Annotated in this window: 12 protein-coding genes and 1 rRNA gene; 10 read left to right on the top strand and 3 right to left on the bottom strand. The window is 38.0% G+C overall.

Features of this window, described 5'->3' with window-relative positions:
• Positions 1 to 138 precede the first annotated feature (138 nt).
• Positions 139 to 253, top strand: a 5S ribosomal RNA gene (gene rrf / locus CCE82_RS06065).
• Between the two features lie 97 nt (positions 254 to 350).
• Positions 351 to 2,279 (top strand): FUSC family protein, encoded by a 1,929-nt coding sequence (locus CCE82_RS06060; RefSeq protein ID WP_086428513.1) that lies wholly within the window; start codon positions 351 to 353, stop codon positions 2,277 to 2,279.
• 61 nt (positions 2,280 to 2,340) lie between these two features.
• Here the strand turns inward: CCE82_RS06060 and pdxR are convergent, their stop codons facing one another.
• Positions 2,341 to 3,744 carry a MocR-like pyridoxine biosynthesis transcription factor PdxR gene (gene pdxR / locus CCE82_RS06055; protein ID WP_086428512.1) on the bottom strand — a complete coding sequence of 468 codons (1,404 nt, stop codon included), beginning with the start codon at positions 3,742 to 3,744 and terminating at the stop codon, positions 2,341 to 2,343.
• 109 nt (positions 3,745 to 3,853) lie between these two features.
• Here pdxR and pdxS point away from each other — a divergent pair, with 109 nt between their 5' ends.
• Both pdxS and pdxT read left to right on the top strand, forming a co-directional pair.
• A complete protein-coding gene (gene pdxS, locus CCE82_RS06050; protein WP_086428511.1) occupies positions 3,854 to 4,741 on the top strand; it encodes a pyridoxal 5'-phosphate synthase lyase subunit PdxS in 888 nt (295 codons plus the stop codon).
• Between the two features lies 1 nt (position 4,742).
• Positions 4,743 to 5,300, top strand: a complete 558-nt coding sequence (gene pdxT, locus CCE82_RS06045; RefSeq protein ID WP_086428510.1) for a pyridoxal 5'-phosphate synthase glutaminase subunit PdxT — start codon at positions 4,743 to 4,745, stop codon at positions 5,298 to 5,300.
• 144 nt (positions 5,301 to 5,444) lie between these two features.
• On the opposite strand, the gene CCE82_RS06040 is transcribed toward pdxT, so the two are convergent.
• Together CCE82_RS06040 and CCE82_RS06035 are read right to left on the bottom strand one after the other, a co-directional pair.
• Positions 5,445 to 6,203 (bottom strand): trypsin-like serine peptidase, encoded by a 759-nt coding sequence (locus CCE82_RS06040; protein ID WP_086428509.1) that lies wholly within the window; start codon positions 6,201 to 6,203, stop codon positions 5,445 to 5,447.
• Positions 6,204 to 6,850: 647 nt separating this feature from the next.
• Positions 6,851 to 8,056 (bottom strand): NupC/NupG family nucleoside CNT transporter, encoded by a 1,206-nt coding sequence (locus CCE82_RS06035; RefSeq protein WP_086428508.1) that lies wholly within the window; start codon positions 8,054 to 8,056, stop codon positions 6,851 to 6,853.
• Between the two features lie 165 nt (positions 8,057 to 8,221).
• Between CCE82_RS06035 and CCE82_RS06030 the strand changes: the two genes are divergently transcribed.
• From CCE82_RS06030 to CCE82_RS06005, 6 genes are all read left to right on the top strand, one after another.
• Entirely contained in the window at positions 8,222 to 8,683 is a 462-nt protein-coding gene (locus tag CCE82_RS06030; RefSeq protein ID WP_086428507.1) for a CtsR family transcriptional regulator, read from the top strand.
• Positions 8,684 to 8,697: 14 nt separating this feature from the next.
• Positions 8,698 to 9,225 carry a UvrB/UvrC motif-containing protein gene (locus CCE82_RS06025; RefSeq protein WP_086428506.1) on the top strand — a complete coding sequence of 176 codons (528 nt, stop codon included), beginning with the start codon at positions 8,698 to 8,700 and terminating at the stop codon, positions 9,223 to 9,225.
• Positions 9,218 to 10,219 (top strand): protein arginine kinase, encoded by a 1,002-nt coding sequence (locus tag CCE82_RS06020; RefSeq protein WP_206184378.1) that lies wholly within the window; start codon positions 9,218 to 9,220, stop codon positions 10,217 to 10,219. Before CCE82_RS06025 ends, CCE82_RS06020 begins: the two co-directional genes overlap by 8 nt.
• Positions 10,220 to 10,234: 15 nt before the next feature.
• Entirely contained in the window at positions 10,235 to 12,694 is a 2,460-nt protein-coding gene (locus CCE82_RS06015; protein WP_086428504.1) for an ATP-dependent Clp protease ATP-binding subunit, read from the top strand.
• Between the two features lie 1,056 nt (positions 12,695 to 13,750).
• A complete protein-coding gene (locus CCE82_RS06010) occupies positions 13,751 to 14,602 on the top strand; it encodes a hypothetical protein (RefSeq protein WP_086428503.1) in 852 nt (283 codons plus the stop codon).
• Complete coding sequence (locus CCE82_RS06005; RefSeq protein WP_086428502.1) at positions 14,599 to 15,819, top strand: YcaO-like family protein; 1,221 nt, start codon at positions 14,599 to 14,601, stop codon at positions 15,817 to 15,819. Before CCE82_RS06010 ends, CCE82_RS06005 begins: the two co-directional genes overlap by 4 nt.

The following is a 15,819-nucleotide window of genomic DNA, read 5'->3' as shown; positions in this document are numbered from 1 at the left end:
GGTGGAAGCGTAGCGATACGTGGAGCTGACGAATACTAATAGATCGAAGACTTAATCAAAATAATTGTTCATAAGGTAATGCTTGTGATATATACTTACTATCTAGTTTTGAATGTATAACATTCAACTATATTTTTGTTTGGTGACTATGGCAAAGAGGTCACACCTGTTCCCATGCCGAACACAGAAGTTAAGCTCTTTAGCGCCGATGGTAGTCGGACTTACGTTCCGCGAGAGTAGGACGTTGCCAAGCAGAAATTTAACGCATAGGATGCGATGAGCCGAATTGAGACCCTTAGGTCTCTTTTTTTTATTTAAACCTGAAATTTTAAACAAAGGTGGTGCGTATCATGTTGACTTATTTTAAAAATGTTGCACATATTGATGTGAATAAAATTGATTTACAACGTGGTTTTCGTCAAGGATTGTTGATGTTTTTACCCTTACTCTATGGTTTGATTTTTAATGATTTTTCAAGTGCTTTATTAGCAACAATCGGTACTTTCGCAAGCATTTATGTTTTCAAAGGGACGTTCAATTCGCGCCTGCGTTCAGTTACTTTCGCAGCTATCGGTTTAGTTGTGACAATGATGATTGGTACATTAACCTCTAGTACCCCCTTACTTTTTGGCATCTTTCTTTTAATTGTGGCTGTTGTGCCTTTTTATATTTTTAACACTTTAAATATTCCTGGCCCTTCTTCTACGTTTTTTATCATTGCTTATAGTTTGGCAAGTGTGATGCCGTCAGACCCACATGCCTTCTTATGGCGAGGCGCTATCGTTGGTATAGGTGGTCTTTTGGCTATATTGTTTGTCTTAATTGAAATTAAAGTAGGCAAAGAACATCCTGAATTTAGTGCTGTATCTCAAGAGTTCAAACAAATTCAAGCATTAATTCACCATTTTAATGATCAAGTGAAGTTCAATGCGCTGACAAAAACAATGGTACAAACTTTGATTTCGACATCTGAAATTCTTCAAGCTTCAAGATCAGTATTGAAAAGAAAATCGGTTGAAGTTCAACGTTTGTCTTTGTTACATCGTACTGCTGAAGGGGTATATTCAGAGCTACTCGAATTGAATGCGAAAGGTCACCGTCCGATACCACCGATTATTGATGAAATGATGACGGACATTGTGAATCGTATTACGCATGGGAACACGACAAAAACGACTTGGAAAAAAGAAGTCAGTGTTTCTGATGAATTTGAAGAGCTTGTGGGCTTAATTTTTAAGATAGATGAAGTGATGGATGCGCCGGATGAACAAGTTAGAAAGAACGTAAAAAGACAATCTCCACAATATTTGAGAAGATTACGTTATCATTTAACACCTGAGTCTATGCATTTTATTTCAACAGCGAAGTACGCACTGATTATTGGTATTGCGATTTTTGTAGCATTGATGTTTAACTTTGAACGTGCTTACTGGATACCGTTAAGTGCGCATACCGTTCTTCTTGGTGGTACGACGATTGCGAGTGTTGAACGTGCAGGTGCGAGATGGATTGGAACGCTCATCGGTATTGGCATTGTCATCCTCTTTTTACTGTTAGATCCGAATATTGTCATGGTCGTGATTGTGCTCAGTTTAAGTGGTGCAATTACTGAAATTTTAGTTGGTGCCAATTATGCGATTGCGATGTTGGCGATTACGGTTCAAGTGATTTTACTCGGCGGTTTGGCACAAGGTACTTTAACACTAGATATCGCCATCCCGCGTTTATTAGATACGACAGTTGGGGTAGGTCTTGCGATTATCGGCGTGATGATTATTGGTAGACGTCTTGCTTCTAAACGTTTACCAGAATTTATGGCGGATGTGACTCGAATTGAAGCACAAATTTTCCACACGCTGTTTTCGAATGTGCATTACAACATCGACCGTTTTCGTCACAGAGAAAGATTGAGATTGAAAATTAATATTGAGAACATGCAAGTGATGTATCGTTATGCGTATGGTGAATTGTTATCCAATAAGAAAAGAACGCAATATTTCTATCCTGCTATGTTTATTCTTGAACAAATGAGTTTTAAATTAATACAAGTGATGGAAGATCGAAAGCGCATGTTAATTAGTGAAGAGGCGATGGGAAAATATTTAGTTGTGTTTGAAAATATCGCTAAATTATTAGAACAAGGTCAACGTCCAGAAAAGATAGTGGCTTTGCCTGAAATGAGCCATTATGCGCAACTTCGTCGTTCACTGATGCAACTTCAAGAAATTGAGTTGTACGACTATCAAAACGTGAGAAATCCACACTTATTAAAAGATTAATCATAAAAAAGACATGTACGACTGAATGAAATGTTCAGTTTGACATGTCTTTTTTGTGTGTTCAATATTCTTCTTTAAAACAAGCAATGAGCCTTTTCATATGTGCTTCTAAATCTTCAATAGGAATCCCCGCGAATCCCAAAACAAAACGGGGTGCCGTGTTTTGTTGAAGATAGACATATTGTGAAAGAGGCTTCATGTCAATATCAAAGCGTCGTAATTGATGTAAGCACTTTTGTTCAGACCAGTCATTTTTAATCGTTACAATCAAATGCATTCCCGTTTTTTCACCAGAAACTTCAAAAATGGAAGGGTATTGCTGGAGGTGGTGTAAGATGATATCTCGTTTTTGGCGATAAATTTTTCTCATGCGATTTAAATGACGTTCAAATTGGTTCGTTTCCATAAAAGCTGTCACCATATATTGTGTATGACGTGGTACGGTGCCCCCTTCAATATTTTTCGTCGTTTGATAAAGATGTAATAGGGCTTCAGGTAAGACAGCATAAGCGATACGAATCGTCGGAGAGATGGACTTTGAAAAGGTACTGACATAAATGACACTCCCTGTTTGATCTAAACTTTGAAGGGCTGGAATCGGTTTGCCTTCATAACGAAATTCTGAATCATAGTCATCCTCAATAATGTAACGATGCGGGTCTGCACTTGCCCATTTTAGCAAACGCATTCGCTTTTTGAGACTCATCGTTACACCTGTCGGAAACTGGTGACTCGGTGTAATGTAAACAATCTGATATGATCCACGTTCAACCGTATTGATCGCGATGCCATCTTTTTCAACAGGTACAAATTGATAGGGAATATGCTTCCGTTTTAAAACTTGATGGACTTGAGGATAAATCGGGTCTTCTAGCATTATTCCTTTTTGCTCGGGAAGTAAATCGGTAATAATAGATAGCAACTGTTCTGTGGACGATGCGACAATCACTTGTTCGGGTGTGGATTGTACACCGCGACTATGAAATAAATAGCGACTGATTTGCGCACGTAAGGCATAATCTCCTTGTTTATGGCCGGGTTCGACGAGATGAAACTGCAATTCTTCAAACGCTTCCTTCGCATACTTACGAAATTGTTCGAACGGAAAATGGTATTGATCCACCATTCCTAACTTAAACGCATACGTGGGTTCAGGCGACGTGATAGGTTGAGTTGGAAATGACTCTAACGGTGTCTTTTTAGTAAATGGCAGTGTTTCGATATCACTGACAAAAAAGCCGGATTTCGGTTGACTATAAATATAACCTTCATCCACCAGCTGGGCATACGCATTTTCGACGGTCGTTTGACTTACAGACAAATATTGACTGAGTTGTCGTTTAGAAGGTAATTTTTCGCCTTCATGCATACTTCCGTTAATAATACTTTGTTTAATATTTTCGTATAATTGAATATAAATGGGTTGACCGTCTTTTTTATTAATATGAAACATCAACATTTCCATAAGAGCACTCCTATCTGACCCTTTGATATTTTATAATTCTGACACTTTAAGCGGTTCAGATTATAGTATAAGCTACTTGTGTAAATATTAAAAGGAGGTTTCATCACCTATGTCGAAACAAGTCGGATCAGAACGTGTTAAACGAGGAATGGCAGAAATGCAAAAAGGCGGCGTCATTATGGATGTTGTAAATGCAGAACAAGCGAAAATTGCGGAAGAAGCAGGTGCGGTTGCAGTCATGGCACTTGAACGTGTCCCATCTGATATCCGTGCAGCAGGTGGCGTTGCGCGTGCATGTAATCCATCTATTGTAGAAGAAGTTATGAATGCGGTATCAATTCCTGTTATGGCCAAATGCCGTATTGGTCATATTACGGAAGCAAGAGTATTGGAAGCAATGGGTGTGGACTATATTGATGAGTCTGAAGTATTAACACCTGCAGATGAAGTCTTCCACTTGAAAAAAGATGATTACACAGTGCCATTCGTTTGTGGTTGTCGTAACTTAGGTGAAGCGGCGCGTCGTATTGGTGAAGGTGCTGCGATGTTACGTACGAAAGGTGAGCCGGGTACAGGAAATATCGTAGAAGCTGTCCGTCATATGCGTCAAGTGAATCAAGAAGTCAAACGTATTACTGTGATGAGCGATGATGAGTTAATGACAGAAGCGAAAAACTTAGGTGCGCCATATGAAATCTTAAAAGACATTAAAAAACATGGCCGTTTACCAGTTGTGAACTTTGCGGCAGGTGGCGTGGCAACACCTCAAGATGCAGCATTGATGATGGAATTAGGTGCTGATGGTGTATTTGTAGGTTCAGGTATTTTCAAATCTGAAGATCCAGAAATGTTTGCAAAAGCGATTGTCCAAGCGACAACACATTACCAAGACTATAAATTAATTGGTGAGTTAGCGAAGAAATTAGGTACAGCGATGAAAGGCTTAGATATTAATCAACTTTCATTAGAAGAACGTATGCAAGAGCGTGGTTGGTAAGATGAAAATCGGTGTATTAGCATTGCAAGGTGCGGTACGTGAACATATCCGGCATATTGAACTTGCGGGTCATGAAGGTGTCGCAATCAAAAAAGTTGAGCAATTGGAAGAGATTGATGGCTTAATTATCCCAGGTGGTGAGTCGACTACTTTACGTCGTCTTATGAATCTATATGGTTTTAAAGAAGCGTTACGTGAATCACAATTGCCGATGTTCGGAACGTGCGCGGGTTTGATTGTCCTTGCGAAAGATATTGTAGGCGAAGCAGGTTATCTTCAAAAGTTGGATATTACGGTAGAACGTAACTCATTCGGACGACAAGTGGATAGTTTCGAATCTGAATTGCACATCAAAGGCATCGATCAACCGATTGAAGGGGTCTTTATTCGTGCACCTCATATTCAATCCACAGAAGCAGCGGTCGATGTCTTAGGGACAATTGATGACAAAATTATAGCTGTACAACAAGGCCGTTATTTAGGCGTATCCTTCCATCCAGAATTAACGGATGATTATCGCATGACGCAATACTTTATTGAACATGTGATGCAGCAGTAGAATAAACGAAAGTAGGCTAGGACTTCATCACATAGGTCCTAGCCTTTACTATTGTAAAACGATATTGAGTGTATAAAGAATTGGGTAACTCCCCAAGTTACGTTTTCATATAAACATGGTGAGGTGTCACTTTAGATTACGGATTTATTGAACAGGATTTTCTAAAATATCTTTTTTACCTTTGTACCACCGAGCAATATCTTTCGTTATGGGTTGTAAAATAGCATCTTTGTTATCTTCGCTTCCTTGAGTTAATATACCCACTAATTGATTGTTTTCTTCTAAAAATACAGAAGAGCCGGATTGACCACCGTATGCAGGTAAATTTGTTTTAATAAAATCACTATTCGCAAAAGTGATTTCTCCTGTAAACTTGTACTGCTTATAGCCATTGTAATCGTATGGGTATCCATAAGAATATATTTTTTTGCCAATCATATCTTTTAACTCTTCATCTGTGAAACCTTGAAGAGTTATTTCAGTATTTGCGAAATCTTTTTGGTAATGATTATAATCATGGCTTTTGCCACTATCAACGCCGTAAAAAAATGCAATATCTTTATCTTCATAAGGATTAAAAAGCGTTATAGACATTGAGCCAAAAGGTGTTTGTCTCCCTGATTGAGCAGGGTATACCGTACCGACCAACTCTGACTGAAATCCATTACCACAATGTGCAGCAGTGAGTCCAAAGTTAGAAGTCAGCATTGTTGAGGTACACGGTGCGCCTTTAGGACCTTCAAAAACAGCAGTCCTTTTTCCTACTTTATCAATTTTAGTATCTTGAACGATGCTTTTTGTTCCTTCTTCTACGGCCAAAGCGTTGATAACATTTGAATTGCTCATTGTGATTGTTGTTAAAAGTAAAAACGTTGAACTCAATTTTAAAAATGGTTTTTTCATTGTTGTCTTCCTCTTCTGTGATTTATTTTTATTAAACCAGTCAGTGAACTTTTTATTCATTGGTGGTAAGAGATCTGCATATTTATCATCATTACTATGCCATCCATCTTAAGTAGTAATCGTTGCTGAACAAAAAGGTATCAGGACTAGGGTTATATCTCATTGTTTCTTCTACATCACTATTAAATTATAAATGCTAGATAAAAACTTGCTTTTGTTATCTAATTCTCTTCTCAATGCTTAAGAAATTTAAAAGTTAAATAGATATAGATTTAATAAAATTGAATTTTGAATGATTGCTCAAAAATTAAAATGTCACCATCACTTGTATAAATCATATAATAGTTAACTGTTTTTATCTACTAAAATTTAACAATTTATTTATAATATCAAGAAATAAAGGAAGATTGTCGTAATTTTTAATGATTTTCAGACAATCTTTTGTTAATGAAAAATAAAATCCGAGACTTTTGTAAGAAGTGGTGAAAAGTCTCAGATTATAATTTTTATGATTCAATTTGAAGGGTTACCTTTCCCTGTTGCGCAATATATTCAAACTTTAATATAACTAAAAAGAGACTCAGCGCTTAATGGCTCAGTCTCTTTTATATGTTTGTCTACCTTACTAAACACTTATATGTTTGCGCTTACAAGAAAAATCCTGCAATCGCTGCTGAAACGAATGATACGAGTGTTGCACCGAATAATAATTTTAAGCCAAAACGTGCAACCATGTCGCCTTTTTCGTCGTTTAATGATTTGATGGCACCTGAGATGATACCGATTGAGCTGAAGTTAGCAAATGAGACTAAGAATACAGACACGATACCTAATGAACGCTCTGATAAACCAGATGCTTTGCCGAGTTCAGTCATCGCTACGAATTCGTTTGATAATAATTTTGTTGCCATAATCGAACCTGCATCAACCGCGTCACTCCATGGAATCCCTGTTAAGAAAGCGAGTGGTGCAAAGATAAAGCCGATTAATGTTTGGAAGTTCCAGTCTAATGAACCACCAGAAACGAGGCTTACAAGTCCACCAACGAGACCATTTAATAATGAAATTAAAGCGATATAACCGATTAACATCGCACCTACGATAACTGCAACTTTAAATCCATCTAAAATGTATTCCCCTAACATTTCAAAGAAGGATTGTTGTTTCTTTTCTTCTTCAATTAATAATTTGTCATCTTCTTCATTGACTTTGTACGGATTGATAATTGAAGCGATGATGAAACCACCTAATAAGTTTAATACGACTGCTGTAACCACATATTTCGGTTGTACTAATGTAAAGTACGCACCAATGATAGATGCTGATACCGTTGACATTGCTGAAGCTGTTAAAGTATACAAGCGTTGTTTCGTAATATAAGGCAGTTGCTTTTTAAGTGAAATAAATACTTCTGATTGACCTAAAATCGCTGCTGCAACGGCATTGTATGACTCTAAACGTCCCATCCCGTTAATTTTCGAGATCAAGAAGCCTAATACGTTAATAATCAATGGTAAAATTTTTGTATATTGCAAAATACCAATTAATGCGGAAATGAAAACGATAGGTAATAAAACGTTTAAGAAGAATGACATCGCACCTTCATTCGCTAAACCACCGAATACGAAATCTACACCGACGCCTGCTTGTTTGAGCAAGTAGCCGAATCCTTTTGCAATACCGCCGACAATCGTAATCCCAATGTTTGTTTTAAGTAAGAAGAACGCTAAAATCAGTTGAATCACCAACATGATGCCGATGTATTTCCAGCGTACATTCTTTTTGTCAGAACTTGCAATTAAAGCGAGGGCTAAGAAAACACCTATCCCGATGACCCCAATTAAAATATGCATGCGTGTTCCACCTCTATTTTTTCTAAATAATTTTTAACTAAGACTATCATACAACAAAAATGTAAGCAGTAACATAACTATTTATCAAATTTAAAATCAAATTGGTTGAAAAAGGTCAAAGTGGGTTCTATAATATAGTCAAAGATGGTCAAAAGGGGTGATACCATGCATAATATGTCTGACATCATAGAACAGTACATTAAGCAATTGTTTGAAGAGGCACAAGATGATGTTGTTGAAATTCAACGTGCCAATATCGCACAGCGTTTTGATTGTGTACCATCTCAGTTGAATTATGTGATTAAGACGCGCTTTACTAATGAACACGGCTATGAAATAGAGAGTAAACGCGGTGGCGGTGGCTATATTCGAATCACAAAAGTTGAAACGAAAGACCAAAACAATTACATTAAACGCTTAATGGAATTGATTGGTCCGGCCCTTTCTCAACAACAAGCTTTGTATATTATTGATGGCTTGCGTGAAAATAATTTAATTACGGAAAGAGAAGCTAAAATGATTGCGGCAGTTGTAGACCGGGAAACATTAAAAATGGATGTCGCATCGAGAGATATTATCCGTGCGAATATTTTGAAACGTTTACTTCCTGTGATTAATTATTATTAGAAGGGTGATGTGCAATGAAAATCGATCAACGCGAACTTGATAAACAGCAAAACGAGTACCTGAATCATCATATTCAAGCTTATGATCAATCGGGTTATGGACAATCTGATGAGCAATGGCATGAAGGCGATGATGTCGAGGGCACATTCGTCATCCAACAAATTTTGCAACATTTGGCAGCAAAACATGGTCTGAATGTGGATCAAGTTGTTTATCGAGAGCAAAAGCGCTGTCCGAACTGTCAAATGACGTTAAAGGATATTGCACATGTTGGAAAATTCGGCTGCCCGCAATGTTACCAAACGTTTAAAGAAGACGTGTATGATATTGTGAGACGTGTTCAAGGTGGTCATATCGAACATTCAGGGAAATGTCCGAAGTCGTCACAGCATAAACGCGCGCTGAAAAAGCAACTGGAAGAAAAGCGAGCACGTCTTGAATTGTTAGTCGCACAACAAGCTTTTGAAGAAGCGGCCATTGTACGTGATGAGATTCAAGCGCTTGAGCAACAAAGCGAGGTGTCCCGACAAGATGATGCATAATTTAGATCAACATATGAGTGATTGGATGAAAAAGGTCAACGCACAACCGGTGATCATGTCATCGCGTATTCGTTTAGCACGAAATCTTGAAAATTATGTGCATCCGCTCATGTTTCCATCCGAGTCTGAGGGACATCGCGTGATTAACGAAGTGCAAGATGTATTAACAGATTTAAAAGTACTCCGCTTAGACGAACTCGATCAATTGAGTAAGTATAAGCTAGTAGCCAAACACTTAATCAGTCCTGAGCTCACGAAACAACCGGCATCTGCGGTATTGCTCAACGACGACGAATCAGTGAGTGTGATGGTGAATGAAGAGGATCATATTCGTATTCAAGCAATGGGAAATGATTTATCATTAAATGAACTTTACCAAAAAGCATCAGAAATTGATGATATATTAGATCGTGCATTGCAAATCAGTTATGATGAGCAACTCGGTTACTTAACGACGTGTCCAACGAATGTCGGTACTGGGATGCGCGCGAGTGTGATGTTGCATTTGCCTGGTTTATCGATTATGAAACGGATGAACCGGATTGCTCAGACGATTAACCGATTTGGCTTTACGATTCGTGGTATTTACGGCGAAGGTTCTCAAGTATACGGCCATATTTACCAAGTTTCCAATCAACTGACATTAGGAAAAAGTGAGCAAGAAATTATTGATGCTTTAACAGAGTTAGTAGACCAAATTATTCATGAAGAGTTAGCTTTACGTGAGCGTTTGAATGAACATAATCATACTGAAACGTTAGATAGAATTTATCGTTCTTTGGGTATATTGAAGTATAGTCGTTTAATTTCGGTTGAAGAAGCGTCCTATCGTTTAAGTGATATTAAGTTGGGCGTCGATTTAGGTATTTTAGATATGGAACATTTTCGATTTAATGAATTAATGGTAGCCATACAATCACCGTTTTTAATAGATGATACAGATGAACAATCCATTGAAGCAAAAAGAGCAGAGATTTTAAGAACACATATATAAATAGGAGGTTGGCATATGTTATTTGGAAGATTAACAGAACGCGCGCAACGAGTACTCGCGCACGCACAAGAAGAAGCAATCCGTTTAAACCATTCGAATATTGGGACGGAACATTTATTACTCGGGTTAATGAAAGAACCTGAAGGCATTGCTGCAAAAGTATTAGAAAGCTTTGACATTACTGAAGAAAAAGTGATTGAAGAAGTTGAAAAACTCATCGGTCATGGTCAAGAACAAATGGGTGCTTTACACTACACACCACGTGCGAAAAAAGTGATTGAACTGTCTATGGACGAAGCGCGTAAGTTACAACACAACTTTGTCGGTACTGAACACATCTTACTCGGTTTAATTCGTGAAAATGAAGGTGTGGCTGCACGTGTATTTGCGAACTTAGACTTGAACATTACAAAAGCACGTGCACAAGTGGTGAAAGCTTTAGGTAGCCCAGAAATGTCTAACAAAAATGCACAATCTGCAAAATCAAATAATACGCCAACATTAGATGGTTTAGCACGTGATTTAACAGTGATTGCGAAAGATGGCACATTAGATCCAGTTGTTGGACGTAACAAAGAAATTACACGTGTCATTGAAGTGTTGAGTCGTCGTACGAAAAACAACCCGGTATTAATTGGGGAACCAGGTGTCGGTAAAACAGCAATTGCTGAAGGTTTGGCGCAAGCGATTGTGAACAACGAAGTGCCTGAAACGTTGAAAGGTAAACGCGTGATGTCACTTGATATGGGTACGGTTGTCGCTGGTACGAAATATCGTGGTGAATTTGAAGAACGCTTGAAAAAAGTAATGGAAGAAATTCATCATGCGGGTAATGTCATTCTGTTCATTGACGAAATGCACACACTTATTGGTGCAGGTGGTGCAGAAGGTGCGATTGACGCGTCTAACATTTTAAAACCCGCGCTTGCACGTGGCGAATTACAATGTATCGGTGCGACAACGTTAGATGAATACCGTAAGCACATTGAAAAAGATGCGGCACTTGAGCGTCGTTTCCAACCTGTTCAAGTGGATGAACCAAGTGTACAAGATACCATTGCGATTTTAAAAGGCTTACGTGACCGTTATGAAGCGCACCACAGAATTAACATTTCTGATGAAGCGGTAGAAGCAGCGGCGAAATTAAGTGACCGCTACGTACAAGATCGTTTCTTACCTGATAAAGCCATTGACTTGATTGACGAAGCAAGTTCAAAAGTGCGCTTGAAGAGCCATACAACGCCAACGAACTTAAAAGAAATTGAACAACAAATCGAACAAGTGAAAAAAGAAAAAGATGCAGCGGTTCACGCACAAGAATTCGAAAATGCTGCAAACTTACGCGATAAACAAACAAAGCTTGAAAAACAATATGAAGAAGCGAAAAATGAATGGCAAAATCATCAAGGTGGTCAACATACGACACTTGTTGCTGAAGACATTGCAGAAGTGATTGCAGGTTGGACAGGTATTCCATTAACACGCTTGAATGAAACTGAGTCTGAGCGTTTGCTCAACTTAGAAGATACATTGCATGAGCGTGTCATTGGGCAAAATGATGCGGTAACAGCCATTTCTAAAGCTGTGCGTCGTGCGCGTGCAGGCTTGAAAGATCCGAAACGTCCAATCGGTAGCTTCATCTTCTTAGGGCCTACAGGTGTGGGTAAAACAGAACTTGCGCGTGCTTTAGCTGAAGCGATGTTCGGTGAAGAAGATGCGATGATTCGTGTGGACATGAGTGAGTTCATGGAGAAACATGCAGTGAGTCGTCTTGTTGGGGCGCCTCCTGGATATGTGGGTCACGATGATGGCGGTCAATTGACTGAAAAAGTACGTCGTAAACCATACTCTGTCATCTTATTTGATGAGATTGAAAAAGCACATCCAGATGTCTTTAACATTCTTTTACAAGTGTTAGATGATGGTCATTTAACAGATACAAAAGGACGTCGTGTTGATTTCAGAAATACAGTGATTATTATGACATCAAACGTCGGCGCGCAAGAACTTCAAGACCAACGTTTTGCTGGTTTCGGTGGTAGCGCAGAAGGTCAAGACTACGAAACTATTCGCAAAACAATGATGAAAGAATTGAAAAATGCGTTCCGTCCTGAATTCTTGAACCGTGTTGATGATACGATTGTCTTCCATAAACTCAATAAAGATGAATTGAAAGAAATCGTGACAATGATGGTTGGTAAATTAACGAGTCGTTTATCTGAACAAAACATTAATGTACGTGTGACAGAAGCGGCGAAAGATAAAATTGCTGAAGAAGGTTATGATCCAGAGTATGGTGCACGTCCATTGATTCGTGCCATCCAAAAAACTGTGGAAGATAACTTGAGTGAGCTCATTTTAGAAGGTAAAGAGTTGGAAGGTAAAAATGTCACTGTTGATTATGACGGTGAAACATTCCAATATGATATTCATGACCGTGAAACGGAAGAAGAAGCAGAAGTAACAGAATCATAGAAATCCCATTAAAGCAGTGAAGGTGTACTCATATTGAGACATCTTTACTGCTTTTTTAATGGATTCAAACGCATTGATAAGCTTTTTAAATGCTCACAATTGCGGCCTTGGGATCACCTCACCTCCATTCGGTTTGATTCAGGTGCTCATTTGAAGGAAGCCGAATTGTATTTTCGGGAGCAGTACAGAAATCTCATGTGAAACAAAGTGTTCGTCATACTACACCTGCAAGACTGATTATGAGCTTGGACATTAAGTTATCCCGGTCCATATTGACGGACTTATATCCATTATTGATGATGACATCGTCGTAAAATGAAGGTGAATTGGACGTGAAAATTGGATGCTATGGGTTGTCTTCATTTCAGCAACTTGCCCTAAGTGACTGTATTTGAGATAAGATTGTCCAGAAGGCTGAGACTCCTGAGGGATCAAGCTGGTCCGGAAAATCCACTAACGCCTCAACAAATGTAACAGTTTGATCGAGCGTTAGTTAGTTGAAGGACCAGCCCCTAGGAACGCGAAGCCTTGAAGGCAATCTAAAGCTACAAATCATAGGGAGAGGGCAAGTTAAACAACATAATGTATCAATAGTGCCAAAATGCACCTGATGTTGTCTTGTTTCTAAATTAGGTTAATCAATCATTACACAATTCTTAACAAATGATTAATATTGCAATTTAAGGTGCGTAATACATTGTTTTTCCAATAAAGTAGGAGTATTATAAAAATATAAAGATAATGAAATGAGGCGTTATCTTATGAAATTTAAAGAAAATAAAAAAGTATTCATTGTTTTAGGCGCCTTGATTATTGGATTGTTATACAGTTTCCTTTTTGTTTTTTAAAATTTGAAAAGGGGTGGTTACAATGTTAGCCAACGAATTACAAATCAAAAAATTGAATACTGAAGACTTTTTATCAAGTGAACAAATGAACTGGACAGTAACACTTTGTTGTTGCCCTTGTTGCTGTTGTTGTTAGAGTATAGGTTTTAAAGGAATTGAAGTTAATCATCACTTCAATTCCTTTTTTTAAAAATGGGAGGAGAGCATCATGAAAACAAACATCGATTACGTTTTTAAAGATAAAACGATATACATCAAAAGTGACGAGCAGATTTTTGAATTGAGTGGAATCTCTCAAGAAACCTTTATGGCAATATGGAATGAAATCAAAGAAGGTCATATGCGTTGCGAAGAACAAGATGTGGTGAAGAAAAAAATAATAGAATTTCTCAAAACGATTCACGCATTCGAAAATGTCCATGACACCGAGTCCTTTTTAGCAATGATCGGTCTGGAAATGAAACATAAATCGATTGAAAGTTATGTCATTGGCATATGCGGAGATGATGATTTAGTTGAACAGTATATTCGAAGTACACCTTCTCAAAATATAGTGAATTTAAATGAAAAAATGACGGATGATTACGATATTGGATTAATCGTAGCGAGAAAATTCAATAGAAAAAGTATCGAACAATATAATGAAATGATGTTTAACAAAAATGTTCCTTATAATAGCATCATATTTGACAATGTTTCTTTCGAGATCACTTATACCATACCAAAAGAAACAAGTTGTTTAAATTGCAAGCGATTACGAGAAACTGAAAATAATGTTTATGGCGATGTTTTTTCACTATTTAATCACTCATCTCACACAAGTAAAGAATATGTACCAGAAGAAATCGCTCAATTAGCATACAGTTTTGTGAAAGTGCAAATGTTAAAAGAAGCGATGCAAATGAATGGATTGAGTGTGGAAAATGAACTGATTCAAACCGTATATGCTTATTCTTTATTAAATGATGGATGGCGCACGCACAATTTATTCAAGCACCCCAAATGTGAATTGTGTTTTCCACCAACAGTCAATAGACAAATTTTTGAGGTGAGCCTATGACAGTGAAATTAAATGCCCAAGACTTTGTGGACGAAAAATACGGCATTATTAAAAATATATATGATTTGCCGACGTATTATGGGTTACCTAAAGTTTATGTGAAAATGGCCTTTGGGGGTCAGTATAATACTGCCGGTTTTAATGCAAGTGGTGCTGGTATTACAGAAGCACAGGCTGTAAATTCGGCTGTAGGAGAGTACATCGAGCGCTATTCTTGCTTACACCCGAATCGTGTTACGTCAGTCAGTGAAGAGATAGAAAAAATCAATCCACAAACCATTAATCCGTCTGCCAGTGCACACCTTGATGATTATCAGTGGATTCATGGCTATGATTTGATTCAAAAAAGAACGGTTGCGCTCCCTTTAGATGCAGTGTATCTCACTTATAGAAGTAATGGTGCAAAAAGTTGGATGACGACAGCAACTGGCGCTGCGTGTGGCATGAATCTCAAAAACTGTTTCTGGAAAGGTGTTGCAGAAATTTTTGAAAGAGATGCGTTCCAGTACGTCTGGAGAAGGCAACTTGCTTGTGAGGAAATCAGTATCCATGATCATAGCGAATTAAGCAGTTATTTTGAACGTTATATTAAATCTGAAAATATTCAATTTAAGCTATATAAATTGGATATGGATTGGGATGTGCCAGCAGTTTTTGGTGTGGCTATTTTTCCAAACAAGGGGTGTGTTGTCGCCGCGAGTGTGAGACCGACATGGATTGAGGCGTGTAAGAAAACTTTGTTGGAACTCGCACAAAGTATCGTCGGATATGCTGCAATTATTTTTAATGATGAGGAAAACATTGAGATTGATAGTTATGATGATGTGAAAGAATATCAAGACCACTCTCTTTTATATTTCAATGATCATATGTCGCAACATTTATCATTTCTTGATGGCCATCAGCACGTTTTTCGGATTCCTGAAAACGAGATACAGCCAGATGACGATGAGGCGATGGCGTTATTTATAGAAAAAATAAAGGCGATTGGTAAACAAGTATATTTTGTAGATGTGACGTCTGAAGAGATAAAAGATACGGATTGGAAAGTAGGGAAAACGATTATCCCTGGAATGCTTGATATAGAGCCACATTTTATTAAACATTTAACAAGTCAACGTCTTGATGAAGCTGATGCACATCTAATTCAAATGAAAAAGAGACAACCACATGAACTGCAAAATAGTCAACCGGCTGTCCCGCATCCTTTCCCATAA

It is taken from the genome of Staphylococcus cornubiensis (assembly GCF_900183575.1).
In the GTDB taxonomy this organism is placed as follows: domain Bacteria; phylum Bacillota; class Bacilli; order Staphylococcales; family Staphylococcaceae; genus Staphylococcus; species Staphylococcus cornubiensis.
Note: the sequence above shows the minus strand (reverse complement) of the source record. Positions and strands in the feature narration are given on the sequence as shown.

Bases quoted from the DNA above. Each gene is read 5' to 3' on its own strand.
- CCE82_RS06060 (WP_086428513.1), top strand. From the start codon at position 351: ATGTTGACTTATTTTAAAAATGTTGCACATATTGATGTGAATAAAATT.
- pdxR (WP_086428512.1), bottom strand. From the start codon at position 3,744: ATGGAAATGTTGATGTTTCATATTAATAAAAAAGACGGTCAACCCATT.
- pdxS (WP_086428511.1), top strand. From the start codon at position 3,854: ATGTCGAAACAAGTCGGATCAGAACGTGTTAAACGAGGAATGGCAGAA.
- pdxT (WP_086428510.1), top strand. From the start codon at position 4,743: ATGAAAATCGGTGTATTAGCATTGCAAGGTGCGGTACGTGAACATATC.
- CCE82_RS06040 (WP_086428509.1), bottom strand. From the start codon at position 6,203: ATGAAAAAACCATTTTTAAAATTGAGTTCAACGTTTTTACTTTTAACA.
- CCE82_RS06035 (WP_086428508.1), bottom strand. From the start codon at position 8,056: ATGCATATTTTAATTGGGGTCATCGGGATAGGTGTTTTCTTAGCCCTC.
- CCE82_RS06030 (WP_086428507.1), top strand. From the start codon at position 8,222: ATGCATAATATGTCTGACATCATAGAACAGTACATTAAGCAATTGTTT.
- CCE82_RS06025 (WP_086428506.1), top strand. From the start codon at position 8,698: ATGAAAATCGATCAACGCGAACTTGATAAACAGCAAAACGAGTACCTG.
- CCE82_RS06020 (WP_206184378.1), top strand. From the start codon at position 9,218: ATGCATAATTTAGATCAACATATGAGTGATTGGATGAAAAAGGTCAAC.
- CCE82_RS06015 (WP_086428504.1), top strand. From the start codon at position 10,235: ATGTTATTTGGAAGATTAACAGAACGCGCGCAACGAGTACTCGCGCAC.
- CCE82_RS06010 (WP_086428503.1), top strand. From the start codon at position 13,751: ATGAAAACAAACATCGATTACGTTTTTAAAGATAAAACGATATACATC.
- CCE82_RS06005 (WP_086428502.1), top strand. From the start codon at position 14,599: ATGACAGTGAAATTAAATGCCCAAGACTTTGTGGACGAAAAATACGGC.